The following is a 15,507-nucleotide window of genomic DNA, read 5'->3' as shown; positions in this document are numbered from 1 at the left end:
ATGAAGCAATACGTAGAAGCACACCCCTGGAAGATTATAGAAACTGATTTTAGTACAGGAGACAATATGGTCACCGAATCTTTACTTAGCATAGGCAATGGTAGAATGGGTCAGAGAGCTAATTTCGAAGAAACCTACAGCGGTGAGACCTTAGTCGGATCTTATCTGGCAGGCGTTTATTATCCTGATAAAACGAGAGTTGGTTGGTGGAAAAATGGCTATCCTGAATACTTTGCCAAGGTGCTCAATTCTGTCAATTGGCTCGGACTTCACATCCTTTTGGATGAAACGGTTCTTGATTTAGCCAAATTAACTCCCCTTGATTATTGTGGTGAATTGGACATGGAGAAAGGACTACTTTCAAGATCTTTTAAAATTCAATTGACCGATGATATTTTAGTCAGTGTGAATTCTGAAAGATTTTATTCAAAATCACATCCTGACTCAGCTCTTTTGAGATATAGATTAAAAGTAGAGGAAGGAGATGTTGACTTTACCATTACTTCAGGTATTGAAGCAAATGTCTTAAATCAGGATACAAACTATGGCGACAGCTTTTGGGAAAATTTCAATTCAGAAATAAGAGAATCAGCAGGTTTAGTGACTTCTACCACCAAAAAAACTTCTTTCAATATTGCGGCATCTTGCACGCATAATGTCAGAGTCAATGGCCAGCAAGTCAAAGGGGAATTTTCAAACCAAACTCCTAGTAATTTTTCTGCTCTTTATTCCACCTATTTATCCAATGGTGATGAGATAATGATCGAAAAATATGTTTCTATCTGCACCTCATTTTTCTATCCTGATGCTGATCTCAAAGCTAAATCCCTGGATAATCTTGATGAGATCATAAATCTAGGATATGATGAATTAAGCGATCTGCAAATAGCCTGGTGGAGAAAAAGTTGGGATCAGGCAGACATCAGTATCGAAGGGGATGTGAAGGCTCAACAAGGTATTCGCTTCAATATCTTTCAATTAAATCAAACTTATTCAGGTGATCACGAATTATTGAACATTGGTCCTAAAGGATTCACCGGTGAGAAATATGGTGGAAGTACTTATTGGGATACAGAGGCTTATTGTCTGCCATATTACATGGCTACAGCCGGCAGCCACATCGGAGAATATCTGCTCAAATACAGGTATAATCATCTGCAAAAAGCAATTGAAAACGCCGCTAAATTAGGATTTAATAATGGTGCTGCATTGTATCCGATGGTGACCATGAATGGTGAAGAATGTCACAATGAATGGGAGATCACCTTCGAGGAAATTCACAGGAATGGCGCTATTGCTTATGCCATTTACGATTACTCAAATTATACCGGCGACGAATCCTATGCACTGGAATATGGTATAGAAGTATTGATCGGTATCGCCAGATTCTGGAAACAAAGGGTCAACTGGTCAGAGGACAAAGGAAAATATGTAATGCTGGGTGTCACCGGACCTAATGAATATGAAAACAATGTCAACAATAACTGGTACACAAGTTACCTGGCATGTTGGTGTCTTGAATATACACTTGAAGTTATAGAGAAATTAAAGGCTAAAAATCCTGCTCACTATACTTCTATAGTATCTAAATTAACATTTTCTGAAAAAGAAACAGTTGATTGGCAGCATATTATAGACAATATGTATTATGCATACGATGAATCGCGGCAGATATTTTTACAACAAGATGGTTATCTTGACAAAGAGCAAATTCTAGTGAAGGATTTGGATCCATCCAACCTCCCGTTGAATCAAAAGTGGAGCTGGGATAGGATTCTACGTTCGTGTTATATAAAACAGGCGGATGTACTTCAGGGTATTTATTTCTTCGAAGCACGATTTGATACGGAAACGATCAGACGCAATTTTGAATTTTATGAACCACGCACTGTTCACGAATCTTCGCTTTCTCCATGTGTTCACTCCATCCTTGCTGCAAGAATCGGTGAATTCGACAAGGCATACGAGATGTACTTAAGGACTGCTAGACTTGACCTTGATAATTACAACAATGACACAGAGGACGGATTGCACATTACTTCTATGGCAGGCACGTGGTTGTCCATCGTCAAAGGTTTTGGGGGAATGCAGTTGAAAGGTGATAAACTTTCCTTTTACCCAATGCTTCCAAAGGAATGGGATTCTTATTCATTCAGGATCAATTTCCGGTCGAACACGATTGAAGTGAAAGTTGGAAAAGATGAGATCATTTTTAGTAATCTAAACGGAGATGACTTGAATGTGGAAGTTTATGGCGAGACAATACAATTGAAATCTCTTCAATCAACCAAATTTGTCAAAAGGTCTGTCATGGCCTGACCAAATTATTTGAATTATGAGTCATTTGTATAACTTATGTATCTGTAGAAGTCAGAAGGGATTAAGTCAATTTATTTATGCTTTTCATTTTATTGATGGAGTGCCATCTAAAATCTACCATCTACCTTCTAACATTTTTATAATTATTCAAGATTAATAAAAAAACAAAATAATTGACTACCTAAACATGATTGTAAATTAAAACTTGACTGGATGAAAACGACAACTTCTTTCTTTTTATTGACATTAATTAGTTTTTCTATTATCGCTCAAAAGAATCAAGATAAGATGAATTCTATTTCTAAAGCTGCACCATCCTGGTCACAGAATGCAAACATTTATGAAGTCAACATCCGACAATATACTCCTGAAGGCACGTTCAATGCCTTTGCAAAAAGTCTCCCCCGACTCAGAGAAATGGGTGTGGACATCCTTTGGTTGATGCCGGTATTTCCCATCGGAGAATTAAATCGAAAGGGTGGACTCGGTAGCTATTATTCTATTAGCGATTATAAATCTGTCAATCCGAATTTCGGAAATATGGCGGATCTGGACGCCATCATTGCCAAAGCACATCAATTGGGCATGAAAGTCATCCTCGACTGGGTAGCCAATCACACATCGTTCGACCATGTATGGACCAAAACTCATCCTGAATGGTATAACCGGGATGCTCAGGGCAATATCCTTGTTCCCGCTGATAATGATGGTAAACTTACGGACTGGACGGATGTAGCTGATCTGAATTATAACTACAAAGAAATGCGCCAGGAAATGATCAACGATATGTTGTTCTGGGTAAAGGATCACAAGGTTGATGGATTTAGATGTGATGTGGCAGGGTTTGTGCCACTTGATTTCTGGCAGGATGCTAAAAATCAATTGGATAAACAAGGGCAGTATTTCATGTTGGCGGAAGACGAAAGCCCACAATTTCATGACAATGCTTTTCACATGTCTTATGCATGGTCAATCCACCACAAGATGATTGAAGTGGCGAAAGATAAAGCCCCCGCATCAGCAATCACAAAGTTAATTCTCGAAGATCAAAAGAAATTTCCTAAAGATGCATACCGCATGCTTTTCATCGACAATCACGATGAGAATAGCTGGCATGGAACCATTAGATCCAGATTCGGCAAAGGTTACATGACTTTTGCCGTGTTGACTTATACCTTGCCGGGAATGCCTTTGATATATTCGGGACAGGAAGCCACATTGAATAAGACTTTGCGCTTTTTCGAAAAAGACACGATCGATTTTAAGAATTATCCGATGCAGGACTTTTATACCAAATTAAATGCATTGAAACATGACAATGTAGCATTGGGTAATGGCAGTTCAGGAGGTAAATTTTTAGTCATAAACAATAGCAAACCGAATGATGTCCTGACGTTCGTTCGAAAAAATGGTGAAAACGAAATTTTTGTTGCAACTAATCTTTCTTCAAAATCTTCCAAAGTGAAATTTTCCGGAAAAAATGTCTTCACAGGAGGAACCTACATCGACTACTTCACCGGCAAAAAACTAATTTTCCACACTTCAAGTGAATTGTCACTTGGACCTTGGGATTACAAAATTTACATCAAAGAAAATTAATTATGTCTAATTTCTAACTTCTGACTTCTGATTTCTGACTTCTGATTTCTAATTTTCAACTTCTAACTTCTAACTTTATCAAGCATGTCTACCAATAAACCAAAACTTTCCTTTTCGCAGATCTTCAACATGAGCTTTGGTTTCCTGGGCATACAGTTTGGATTTGCATTACAGAACGCCAACGTGAGTAGGATTTTTGAATCTCTCGGTGCCAAAGAAAGTGACATAGCAGGTTTGTGGCTGGCAGCACCCATCACAGGGCTCTTGATGCAACCTATCATTGGCTACATGAGCGATCGTACATGGCATCCAACATTTGGCAGGAGGAGGCCTTATTTCTTGTTTGGGGCGATCTTTGCATCGATTGCACTTATTTTGATGCCCAATTCTTCCACTTTATGGATGGCAGCAGGATTGTTGTGGGTATTAGATGCTTCTATCAATATTTCTATGGAACCTTTTCGTGCATTTGTCGGGGATAAATTACCTCCTGAGCAAAGAACGATGGGCTTTGCAATGCAAAGTTTGTTTATTGGGTTGGGTGCTGTAATAGCCTCTGCCCTCCCTTGGTTGCTCATTCATGTTTTTAAAATAGACTTAACCGGTGATACAGGAACTGTTCCTTATAATGTAAAACTTTCATTTTATATCGGTGCCGGTGCTTTTCTTGTTGCTGTTTTATGGACTGTTTTTACGTCCAAAGAATATCCTTTAACTGAAGAGGAAGCACATGAAAAATTAGAACGGGTGCCTAAAGTGATTAAATATGGTCCTGCCTTGTACCAACGTCGTGGTTTGATACTTACCGGAATTGGAGTTATTTCTGCTGTGATATTTTATACTTTAATGCTATCACCAGACTCTCCTTTTCACAGAGAATTATATGTTTTGTCTTTTATATTCTGTCTTTTTGGATTGGCCTATTTTGGGGCTTCCATTTTTATGTTTAAAAAGAGATATGATAATTCTTTCGTGCAAATAGTGAGAGATTTTCAGAATATGCCTAAGACCATGATGCAATTAGCCAATGTGCAATTTTTTACCTGGTTTGCTTTGTTTTCTATGTGGATATACATGACGCCTGCAGTTTCATCCCATATTTACAATGCACTGCCGAATACGCCGGAGTATAACGAAGCGGGAGATTGGGTAGGCATTTGTTTCGCAGTATATAATGTAGTGGCATTTTTATTCGCATTACTGTTGCCGGTACTTTCTGATAAATTTAGCAGAAAAATGACGCATCTTATATGCCTGACATTAGGAGGATTGGGTTTAATTTCTGTGTTTTTTATTACAGACAAAAACATGCTCTTACTCTCCATGGTAGGCGTGGGCATAGCCTGGACGAGCATTCTATCTATTCCTTACGCCATGTTGACCGGAAGTTTACCTACGAATAAGATCGGTTATTATATGGGTATATTTAATTTCTTCATTGTCATTCCACAGATTGTAGCGGCGTCTATTCTTGGTCTTCTTGTGAGTACTTTATTTAAAGGTCACAGTGTATATGCCTTGGTACTTGGGGGTGTTTGCCTTATCATAGCCGGTTTATTTACGCTAAGAGTTCAAGATGATGATAAGGTGTATCTTCCATTGAAAAATGTGTGATAATGCGATTTCAATTCTATGCGGAAATTAACTGACATACAAATTTTAAGCATAAAATACACAGTAAGTATTTATATCGTACTTAAATCTTATTATGGATTATAGGTAATTGGGTGCACTGCTTTTTTATGCTACTTGTTTATACTAGTGCGCTCCTTTTTCCCGCAATTAATTAAGTAGCATTTTTTTTTTTTAAAATTTATAAAAAAAAAAAAAAAAAAAAAAAGAAAAAAAAAAAGAAATGGGGTGTTTGCCTTGCCCCCCCCAAGAACAAAAAAAAATTTTTCCCCCCCCCCCCCCCCCCCTTCCCCCCCCCCTTTTTTGTAAAAATCCCCACAAAAAAAATAAAAAAATTAAAAAATTTTTTAAAAAAAAAATCTTTAAAAAAAAAAAATGCTTCATCCATTTGGGTACCTAACACTTTTTAATATCAAAACTACTATCTTTGCAATCTTTCTGTTAACCAAAAATAAGGGTGAGATATGGTATTTTTAGAATTTGAAAAACCCATAGCGGATTTATACGATCAACTGAATAAACTCAAAGCAATGGACAGCGAGGGCACTGTAGACCTCGACGCTACTGTAGCTGCACTTGAAAAAAGGATCGAGACTGAGCGTGAAGATCTATATAAAAACCTCACTTCCTGGCAACGAGTTCAACTATCAAGACATCCTGAACGCCCTTATACACTCGACTACGTTAAAAGGATCTTTACTGACTTCATTGAGCTTCATGGTGACAGAAATGTACACGATGATAAAGCCATTGTAGGCGGTATGGGCAAGTTGGATGGCAAACCTGTCATGGTCATTGGTCATCAGAAAGGTCATAATACAAAGGAAAGGCAGTTTCGTAACTTCGGAATGGCCAATCCTGAAGGTTACAGAAAAGCGCTACGACTCATGCGTTTGGCTGAGAAATTCAATATACCGGTAGTTTGTCTAATTGATACTCCGGGTGCTTATCCGGGCCTTGAAGCAGAAGATCGTGGTCAGGCGGAAGCCATCGCAAGGAACATATTCGAAATGTCTAAGTTGAAGACCAATATCCTGTGCTACATCATAGGTGAAGGAGCTTCAGGTGGCGCCTTGGGCATCGGTGTCGGTGACAGGGTCTTCATGTTGGAAAATACTTGGTACACAGTAATTTCACCTGAAAATTGTTCCACAATTCTTTGGCATAGCTGGGACTATAAGATCAAAGCAGCTGATGAGCTGAAACTGACTCCTGAACATATGTTTAATTTTAAGTTAGTGGATGGCATTGTCATGGAACCAATGGGTGGCGCGCATGCGGATCATGATGAAATGGCAGAGATCTTGAAAAAACATATTGCGACAAACCTAAAGGAACTGGCAAAGGAGGGTCAGAAGAATATGATCAAACGCCGCATCACTAAATACCGTAATATGGGTAAGTTTAAGGTGAAAGATTCATAAAATATTGACTGGTAGCATCGTCCGCTTTTAATTGATTGTTTGGAGTTTGGGGTTTGAAGTTTGTTGTTTGTTGTTTGTTGTTTGTTGTTTGTTGTTTGTTGTTTGTTGTTTGTGGGTGTAGATTCATTTGATTAAAGTATTCATAATACTTCCGATATTTTGAGCATTAAAAACCTATTAAGTTCTTATCTTTTAAAAAAGAAAGCAAGACAAAATCTTTCTGATCTTAAGCATAGTTCGGTTTCCTATTCTGAAATGCAAAGCATTATTTTTGTGCTTCCACAAAGTGAAAAAGCTGAGTTACAAAAGACTAAATTAAACCAACTCGCTTCGAAGCATTTTCGAAAGGTTTCATTCCTCATCATTGACCAGATTTCTTCAAAAGTGCCTTCAGCAGGATCTGATATTAATCCGCATCAAATTGATTTTCGAGGTAATCTCAAGAAAACGGCACAAGTTGACCTAAAACTTAATTTCAATTCAGACATACTTATGGATTTTATGGCAGAAGTGTCCCCGGTAATTGATTTATTTATTAGCAATTTTGATGCACCACTCAAAATAAGTTTTGACCACAATAGCAAATTTTTTTATAATTTTATCGTGCCAACTGAAAATGCAGATGTCGCTGTTCGTTTTGAACAATTTTTAAAAATTTATCAAACATTGAAGAAGTGAGCTATAATGAAAGGTTTAGAGGGACTGGTGTAGCGGTGGTTACGCCATTTCGGGATGGGAAAATTGACTTTCCTGCCCTGACCACTGTGCTGAATCACGTCATCAATGGCCGGGTAGAACATATAGTATGCCTTGGTACCACTGGTGAGGCTACTTCTCTCGACCAAAAAGAAATAAATTCAGTTCTCGATCATACGATCAAAATAGTGGATGGCAGAGTCCCTATTATTTTCGGACCTTTTGGATGCAACAATACGGCTGAGCTCGTTGAGAAGATTAAAGCTACTGATCTAAGTGGCGTGGATGCCATTATGGCCAGCAGTCCTGCTTATGTGCGTCCTACACAGGAAGGAATCTACCAGCATTATATGAATATCGCTGATGCCAGTTCTAAGCCTGTATTGATATACAATGTGCCGAGTCGCACTGCCATGAAGGTTTCTCACGAAACCATAATTAGACTGGGGGAAACACACACTAATTTCGTTGGAGTTAAAGAAGCTACCGCTGATTTTTTCGCTTTGAGCAAACTCATTAAACATCGGCCTAAAGATTTCCTTGTATTATCCGGAGATGACTATACAGCATTTCCCACAATGGCATTGGGAGCGGATGGTGGAATTTCTGTTATCGCAAATGCCTTTCCATTTGAGTTTTCTGAAATGATCCGTTGTGCTATGTATGGAGATTACGATATGGGCATGAAATACCACATGCAGCTATTGGACATTCATCCATGGCTATATCTGGAAGGAAATCCAACAGGGGTCAAAGGAGCATTGGAAGATCTTGGCTTTTGTTCCAGAGAAGTGAGGCTTCCACTAACTCCCTTGAGTGAAGGAGCAAATGAATCACTTTTAGAAGCTATTGAAAAGGCACTTTTGACGGTTAAATAACACTTGACTATCTAACATTCATTTTAACACACTATACATCTTCAAAATTTTAAAACTGTTTTATTTTATTGATTAGTATTATTTTATGGAGATAGTTGAGGTTGTTGATTTGACATCAGAGGAGAAAATATTTGTATTTAACCTTTGGAATGCTGAATACCCTGCAAAGATTGCTTATGATAAAGTTTCTGACCTTGATGGTTTTTTAGGAGATTTATCAGAAGTACAGCATTACTTTATTAAAGAAGATGAAAACATGTTCGGCTGGGCAATGACATTTCTGAGAGATAAAGAATTATCATTTGGAATCACTTTAGATTCTAATTTTCATCGGAGAGGATATGGAAGCAAGTTGCTGGATTATTTGAAAGTGAAAAATGGAAGTCTTTGCGGATGGGCTATTGATCATGATACTGATGTGCGCTTGAATGGTCTAAACTACAAGTCACCTCTAGGGTTTTATATCCGCAATGGCTTCGAAGTTTTTGAAAATATTCGGATGTATAATGGTAAGATCAACGCAGTCAAAATTTGCTTTCGACGCGAATAGTACAACTTATTAAGCTACTCGTTGATTTATTTAAAAAACTAACAAACATATATGAACATGCGCTCACTGATATTTTTACTTTTTTTACCTCTTTTCGCAGCAGCGCAAATTCAGCGCCCAATTGGTACTAATCTGGCAGGAGTTGTTGATTACTCTACAGAGCTAGTATTTACTGACGCATTTAAGCAATGTCGCGAATGGACTACTTTTAATGCTGACGATAGTGGGCCTTGGGATACGCAGGTATATGTACCAATGAGGGCTGATGGATATCCGCTGCAAGTGCCAATCGTGTCTGACGCACATGTTGATCAGAAAGTGAGGGCATTGATTTTGTGGGATATTCCGAATGCGATCCCTCTTGGTAAATACAGATTAATAGCTGAAGGAAAAGGTGAGATCAGGCTTGATTTCGGAGCTAAAGGAACTTATATTTCTCCAGTTGATACCCTTGTTGAAGTGAATGGAGGGGTGGCACTCCAAATCGCTATTTCTGATGAAAAAGATCCTGTCCACAGTATTAAATTTATTTATCCTGAATATGTTGATACTTATAAGGATAAAACTTTCACGGATGAATTTATGGATTTTATAAAAGACTTTCAGAATTTAAGATTCATGGATTGGCAGCGGACAAATAATTCTGATGTTGTTTCATGGAATGAAATAAGTAAGTATGATTATTACACACAAACCTTAAATTCAGGTGTAGCTTACGAATACATTGTTGAATTGTCCAATTTGATGAAAAAAGATCCATGGATCTGTATTCCCCATTTAGCAGATGATGAATATATAATTCAATTGGCAAAATACTTAAACGCTAATCTCGACCCATCTTTAAAGTTGCACTTAGAATATAGTAACGAAGTATGGAATGGTGGTTTTCAACAGCATCATGAAGCTGCTGATATGGCTGCGCAAGCCGGTTATACAGGGCAAGAGTGGGAAAGAGCATGGAAGTGGACAGCGAAACGTTCGGCTGATATCTTCAGAATATTTGAAACAGAATTTGGAGGACACGATCGACTTTACAGGATCATTCCTTCCCAAGCGGCTAATAGCTGGTTATCAAATCAAATAATTACATTTTTCGAAGATCCTACTTATAATCCAACACAGGTCGGAGCTGATGCCCTTGCAATAGCGCCATATTTTGGTGGCGAAGTTCCTCAGGAAATAGTCGCTGAAGGTAGTGTGAGTTCGATTACTGTTGAGGAGATCGTAGCACGCATGAAAGAAAGTTTGCCGGTGGCATTTGCGTGGATGGATGAAAATAAGATCGTTGCAGATGCGCATAATCTTGAATTGATCAACTATGAAGGAGGCCAACATACTGTCGGAACCGGGGGTAATGAAAATATACAGGAATTGACAGATAAATTGACAGCCGCAAACAGGCATCCGGATCTCCATGAAGCATATTGTGAATATTTTAATTATTGGTATGAAAATTTTGGAGGTCTCTTCGCACACTTTTCTTCACATGGCAATTATTCCAAGTGGGGTAGTTGGGGAGTTAAAGAAACACTGGGTGATATAAATAACCCAAAATATCTCGCCTTGAAAGATTGCGTGTTTAGTTTTAATGATACACCATCAAGTACTAATCAAAATAATAATAAATCATTATGGAAAGTATTCCCTAATCCTTCTCAGGGAATCATCAATATTTCCGGAAAGTTTACAATACCGCAAATTAAAGTCTTAGATAGATTTGGTCATGAAATACCATTTACTGTACAGAATAATTCGAATTACCTGCTTACAATTAAAATTAACCAGGTAGGAGTTTTTCTAATAATGATAAATGACGCTAGTACAAGTCAAAGTTTTCAGGTCGTCGTCATAAAATAATTATTTAGATAATAAATAGCTATTTGTAAATATGGATTTTTAAATTTTTGTATTTTAAATAGTTTCATTTGCTAGTCTCAATCATCGAAGTTTCTTTCTAATTTCTAACTTCTAACTTCTATTAAGTAATTCGAAACTTTAAGTATTACCTATCACTTCTGAGAATACATATTTAGTCCGAAATACCTTTTCTTCTTCGGGCTCCAAATAGATTAAACCTATTTTATTATTAAATGCATCAGGCGCAGCACTCAGATTTTCTATTGCGATACTTTGCCTGTCATCAGGCGTATATATTTGTAAGTAAGGGTAACTATCGTCCGGATAAATCTCCAATTTTATCCCTTGTACTTCGTCAGCAAATACGCATGCGGGCCCTTCCATAGCAGGATCCAACACAAAACAATTATCCAGAACAGTATTATTAATTAATTCCGCATCCTGAAATTTAGAATAAATTATTACCTGTCCGGTTGGAATTAACTCCGCATCGAATTCGAGTAAAGTATTACTTTTTATTTTTAATGTACAATCATTTATTAATGATCCTAAAGTAAAGTATGGATGCCATCCATCAGATATTGGAATGGCCTCTGTATGGTGGTTAGTTAATTTCGTTTCAATAATTAATTGATTGTGAGATTGTAATTTATATTTTATTTCAATTGAATATTTGTATGGATATCCAATATCATTTCCTTTGTAATGATGGACCAAGCTTGCGAGAGCTTCTGTATTATTGGAATGAGTTGAAGTATTTTCAAAAACTGAATTATAAATGAGACCATGGATATTATGATGGTCAAATCCAAATTTTCCAATCGTATGTTCTAGTTCATTGATTTTGTATTTTCCATCTTTTATTCTGCATACATATGGGCTTAGTTTGCAGCCTCTGAAACCTTTTTTTTCGCAATTATTATCGAAATCTAATTGATCATCATAGCCGGAAACTATATTCTTCCACGCTCCTTCCACCATGATCTGCCAAGCATTCATGATACCACCACAGGACGGAAGGATCTCTATTCTATTTGATCGATCGGACAAAACAATTATATGTAATCCATCTTTTTCTAATAATTCTGCTTTAAACATACAATTCTTTATTTATTCTTAAATCCATCAAGTATTACCAGATGAACGTTTAACAAATTAAACAGTAAATCAATTCATTTATATAAGATCACAAAAATATATAGATTTTTCCTTAAAATTCTGACTTCTGACTTCTGACTTCTGACCACTAACCACTGACCACTAACTACTTATCACTGATACTTTATTTGATAATCCTAAACCTTACACCAAAAAATCCCCTGATTCCTTGATTTGGACCATAAATATAAGTTGGATCAAAGCTTAGAGCGTATGGATTTTCTGAGGTAGCCAAGATTTGTCCATTCGCATCATAGTTGACTTTTTTGTCGAATGGATCATGTGCACGCGCTATGATAAAAGGATTACCTTTATTTGGTGTCCAGTTAAGTAGATTCTTTATACCAAAATAAAATTCTACTTTTTTCAAACCGGTATAAGTCAATTGAATATTTTGAATGCTCCACCATGGTGATGAAGGTGATCGTGGATCGGTCGAACTTAACAGAGGCAGGCGCATTGGACTATAAACATTGCCTGTATAATCAATTGAAATATTGGATTTTGGATATGTATAAGATACGGCCCATGTTCCTGTAAATTTCTCAGTCAGTAATTGTTGGGTCCTGACACCATTTTGATTAAGGGTATTTTCCATCCATGTTCCACCCGCTATAATTTGAAGGCCAAAAGGGAATGAAATATCCATATTTAAATTAATTCCCTTACTGAGTGCGTAACCTTGAAGATTATCATATATAATTTTATTCGGATCTTGTTCCAAATCAGCTACGATCCTATTATTGAAATAGGTGTAGAATGTTGATAGATCAAAAGCAAGGTAAGTGCCATCTTTGATGAAAAATTTTCTAATATAATTTAAATTGACGTTATAAGACCTCTCCGGATTAAGTTCATTTGCCACTATTACTTCTCTGGCTCCGGTTAGTGCAGCATGGTCCTCTCTAAATAAGTTAACAACTCTATACCCGGTTCCTGCGTTCAGCCTTATCATATTTTCAGGATCAATAGCCCATTTATACGCAAATCTTGGAGTTAATATATTGCCATGATACGAATTGTAATCATATCTAATGCCTAGCAGTATTTTATGCTTCTTTGACAGCGCAATCTCATCTTGTGCAAAGATGCCGGGCAGCCAGGTGATGTGTGGTGCATTTTTATTTTTTAGCATGTCAGCATTTTGAGTAGTCGGTGTGTTATCGTCATAGTATGTATATCTCAATGCAATGCCAAATAATAGGTCATGATTGCCGGCATTCTTATCCCAAGTCAACTGTGTGAATCCAATTTTTTGGGAAGCAATATATGAAGTCTTTCCATATCTACTATCTTGTTCGTGCTCGTTATAGGAAAATGATAGCATCATTTTTTCAGTAAAAGGAAGTTCGTAATTACCTAGTAACTCCCACCTATTTGTATAAATACTTTCACCATAAATACTGTCGCCTCCCCTAAAAGAGCTATCGTATCTCAAATCACCTCCCCATCTATCCTCATACATATACCTCCCTGCTAAAGAAAATTGACGATTATTTTTTCGTTTAATATCCCATTTTTGAAACAATGAAATCCGGTTCTGGAGCGTCATATCGGTGAAGTTGTCATGATTCTTATCTATTATATTCTGAAAATTAAAATAATTGATACCCGTCAGTATAGAGGCCTTGTCTGCTGCGTTGACTTTGAAACTCACATCTGCATTATATTCCTTAGATGTAGTGAAGAAAATGTCTGTAGAAAGCATTGGAGCTTTATTTGGATCTTTGGTAATAATGTTGATCAATCCTCCCACTGCCTCACTACCATATAGTGAGGATGCAGGACCTTTTACTACTTCTATACGTTCGACCAATGCATTTGGAATCCCGGATAATCCATAGACAGTAGATAGTGCACTAACTATCGGCATACCATCTAGTAGGACCATCGTATATGGTCCTTCAAGTCCATTGATATGAATATCGCCGGTATTACAAACATTACAATTCAATTGTGGGCGAACTCCATTGACATTTTGGAGAGCTTCATATATATTTGGTGTTGGATTCTTTTTAAAGAAAGAAGGCGTGTATACTTCCACATTTACCGGGCTATCAGTTCTTCTTACTGCTTTTAATGTCCCTGTGACCACCACATCATTAAGGGTATTGTTTCCTTTGGTGAGGAGGAAATTTAATATAGAGGATGCATCTTTCGCCACGACAACCTTTTTCGTGAGTGTTTCAAAGCCGACGCCTGTGATTTGTAAATCATAAGTACCTTCAGGAATATTAGATAATTTATAATATCCCGCAGTATCTGTCATGGTACTGAAGGAAGAATTAAGATTACTGATGTTCACAAATCTGGCAGGGCCTTCCTCTGAACTGATAAAGCCTGAAATTTTTGAGCCTTGCCCCATTAAATGCTGGAACCCAATAATCGATAAAGCTAATATAGTAATATAAATTCTGAATTTCATTGAATAGTATCTTAAGTTATGGTTGCAAAAGTAATAAAGTTAGACTAATCTAACATAATTTGTTTCACTTTATTTTATATCTTTGAAAAGTTTTATTCAAATAGTTAATCTATGCTACTTACTTATACTGAAGAAAATTACCTAAAAACCTTATTAAAGCTCACTTTGGAGAGTAAACGCGCGGAAGCCGGCACTAATGAATTGGCGACACATCTGATGGTAAAGCCTGCCACAGTTAGCGACATGCTTAAGAAATTAAAAGAAAAGCAACTTGTTGATTATGAAAAGTACGGTAAGATCACTTTGACAGAGGAGGGTAAGAAGATAGGCATCGAAATCATCAGGAGACATAGACTATGGGAGACATTCCTCTACGAAAAACTCGAATTTACCTGGGATGAAGTACATGAGGTTGCTGAACAACTGGAGCACATACATTCTGCTAAACTAGTCGATAAATTAGATAAATTCTTAAACTATCCGGCTTTTGATCCGCATGGCGACCCAATACCAAATGTTCATGGAGAGTTGAACATTCAGTTTAAGAAAACTTTATTCGAAGTGGGTATTGGAGAGAGCTGTAAGATGGTTTCCGTAAAAGATAATTCTTCAACTTTTCTTCAATATGTTGTAAAACTAGGTTTGGGGCTCCATCAAAATATTCAAGTCATCAGTAAACTCGATTATGACTCGAGCATGGTTATAGAAGTTGATGGGATACAATCTGCAGTAAGTCAGAAATTTGCAGAAAATGTTTTTGTTGTTTGAGGGCAGAAGTCAGTGGTCAGAGGTCAGTAGTCAGTAGTCAGCAGGCAGTGACCTAATGATCTAAACTTATGAAAGAATGTCAATCGGTGCGCAGATTGTAATCGAAGATTAAAATTACTCCGAGAACTCTCAAAAATAATAGATTAAAAAGCAGCTATCTGTGTAAGGATTATAAAAAAGGAAAAATAATACCGAATGGAA

At 37.1% G+C, this 15,507-nt stretch carries 11 protein-coding genes; 9 read left to right on the top strand and 2 right to left on the bottom strand.

Translation table 11 applies throughout. From position 1 onward, the window contains the following. From IPI15_RS13450 to IPI15_RS13415, 8 genes are all read left to right on the top strand, one after another. Complete coding sequence (locus IPI15_RS13450; protein WP_287420687.1) at positions 1-2,319, top strand: family 65 glycosyl hydrolase domain-containing protein; 2,319 nt, start codon at positions 1-3, stop codon at positions 2,317-2,319. Between the two features lie 213 nt (positions 2,320-2,532). Next, positions 2,533-3,918 (top strand): alpha-amylase family glycosyl hydrolase, encoded by a 1,386-nt coding sequence (locus IPI15_RS13445; protein WP_287420685.1) that lies wholly within the window; start codon positions 2,533-2,535, stop codon positions 3,916-3,918. An 84-nt stretch (positions 3,919-4,002) separates the two neighbouring features. Further along, positions 4,003-5,532 carry an MFS transporter gene (locus IPI15_RS13440; RefSeq protein WP_287420683.1) on the top strand — a complete coding sequence of 510 codons (1,530 nt, stop codon included), beginning with the start codon at positions 4,003-4,005 and terminating at the stop codon, positions 5,530-5,532. A gap of 482 nt (positions 5,533-6,014) precedes the next feature. After that, positions 6,015-6,974, top strand: a complete 960-nt coding sequence (locus tag IPI15_RS13435; protein WP_287420681.1) for an acetyl-CoA carboxylase carboxyltransferase subunit alpha — start codon at positions 6,015-6,017, stop codon at positions 6,972-6,974. A gap of 159 nt (positions 6,975-7,133) precedes the next feature. After that, positions 7,134-7,652 carry a DUF6913 domain-containing protein gene (locus tag IPI15_RS13430; RefSeq protein ID WP_287420679.1) on the top strand — a complete coding sequence of 173 codons (519 nt, stop codon included), beginning with the start codon at positions 7,134-7,136 and terminating at the stop codon, positions 7,650-7,652. Further along, positions 7,649-8,548, top strand: a complete 900-nt coding sequence (dapA, locus tag IPI15_RS13425) for a 4-hydroxy-tetrahydrodipicolinate synthase (RefSeq protein ID WP_287420677.1) — start codon at positions 7,649-7,651, stop codon at positions 8,546-8,548. Before IPI15_RS13430 ends, dapA begins: the two co-directional genes overlap by 4 nt. Positions 8,549-8,633: 85 nt before the next feature. After that, on the top strand, positions 8,634-9,098 hold the full coding sequence (locus IPI15_RS13420) for a GNAT family N-acetyltransferase (RefSeq protein ID WP_287403322.1): 465 nt from the start codon (positions 8,634-8,636) through the stop codon (positions 9,096-9,098). A gap of 57 nt (positions 9,099-9,155) precedes the next feature. Next, positions 9,156-10,955 carry a T9SS type A sorting domain-containing protein gene (locus tag IPI15_RS13415; RefSeq protein ID WP_287420675.1) on the top strand — a complete coding sequence of 600 codons (1,800 nt, stop codon included), beginning with the start codon at positions 9,156-9,158 and terminating at the stop codon, positions 10,953-10,955. A 138-nt stretch (positions 10,956-11,093) separates the two neighbouring features. Here the strand turns inward: IPI15_RS13415 and IPI15_RS13410 are convergent, their stop codons facing one another. Together IPI15_RS13410 and IPI15_RS13405 are read right to left on the bottom strand one after the other, a co-directional pair. Further along, positions 11,094-12,053: an aldose 1-epimerase gene (locus tag IPI15_RS13410; protein WP_287420673.1), complete on the bottom strand. Its 960-nt coding sequence runs from the start codon at positions 12,051-12,053 to the stop codon at positions 11,094-11,096. Between the two features lie 184 nt (positions 12,054-12,237). Further along, positions 12,238-14,538 carry a TonB-dependent receptor gene (locus tag IPI15_RS13405; protein WP_287420672.1) on the bottom strand — a complete coding sequence of 767 codons (2,301 nt, stop codon included), beginning with the start codon at positions 14,536-14,538 and terminating at the stop codon, positions 12,238-12,240. A 111-nt stretch (positions 14,539-14,649) separates the two neighbouring features. On the opposite strand from IPI15_RS13405, the gene IPI15_RS13400 reads away from it, so the two are divergent. Beyond that, a complete protein-coding gene (locus IPI15_RS13400) occupies positions 14,650-15,306 on the top strand; it encodes a metal-dependent transcriptional regulator (protein ID WP_287420670.1) in 657 nt (218 codons plus the stop codon). Positions 15,307-15,507 lie beyond the last annotated feature (201 nt).

This window comes from Candidatus Brachybacter algidus (assembly GCF_016707225.1).
Lineage (GTDB): Bacteria > Bacteroidota > Bacteroidia > Chitinophagales > Saprospiraceae > Parvibacillus > Parvibacillus algidus.
Note: the sequence above shows the minus strand (reverse complement) of the source record. Positions and strands in the feature narration are given on the sequence as shown.

Excerpts from the sequence above, each read along its gene's own strand:
- IPI15_RS13440 (WP_287420683.1), top strand. The coding sequence starts at position 4,003 with ATGTCTACCAATAAACCAAAACTTTCCTTTTCGCAGATCTTCAACATG.
- IPI15_RS13435 (WP_287420681.1), top strand. The coding sequence starts at position 6,015 with ATGGTATTTTTAGAATTTGAAAAACCCATAGCGGATTTATACGATCAA.
- IPI15_RS13420 (WP_287403322.1), top strand. The coding sequence starts at position 8,634 with ATGGAGATAGTTGAGGTTGTTGATTTGACATCAGAGGAGAAAATATTT.
- IPI15_RS13445 (WP_287420685.1), top strand. The coding sequence starts at position 2,533 with ATGAAAACGACAACTTCTTTCTTTTTATTGACATTAATTAGTTTTTCT.
- IPI15_RS13405 (WP_287420672.1), bottom strand. The coding sequence starts at position 14,538 with ATGAAATTCAGAATTTATATTACTATATTAGCTTTATCGATTATTGGG.
- IPI15_RS13415 (WP_287420675.1), top strand. The coding sequence starts at position 9,156 with ATGCGCTCACTGATATTTTTACTTTTTTTACCTCTTTTCGCAGCAGCG.
- IPI15_RS13410 (WP_287420673.1), bottom strand. The coding sequence starts at position 12,053 with ATGTTTAAAGCAGAATTATTAGAAAAAGATGGATTACATATAATTGTT.
- IPI15_RS13400 (WP_287420670.1), top strand. The coding sequence starts at position 14,650 with ATGCTACTTACTTATACTGAAGAAAATTACCTAAAAACCTTATTAAAG.
- IPI15_RS13450 (WP_287420687.1), top strand. The coding sequence starts at position 1 with ATGAAGCAATACGTAGAAGCACACCCCTGGAAGATTATAGAAACTGAT.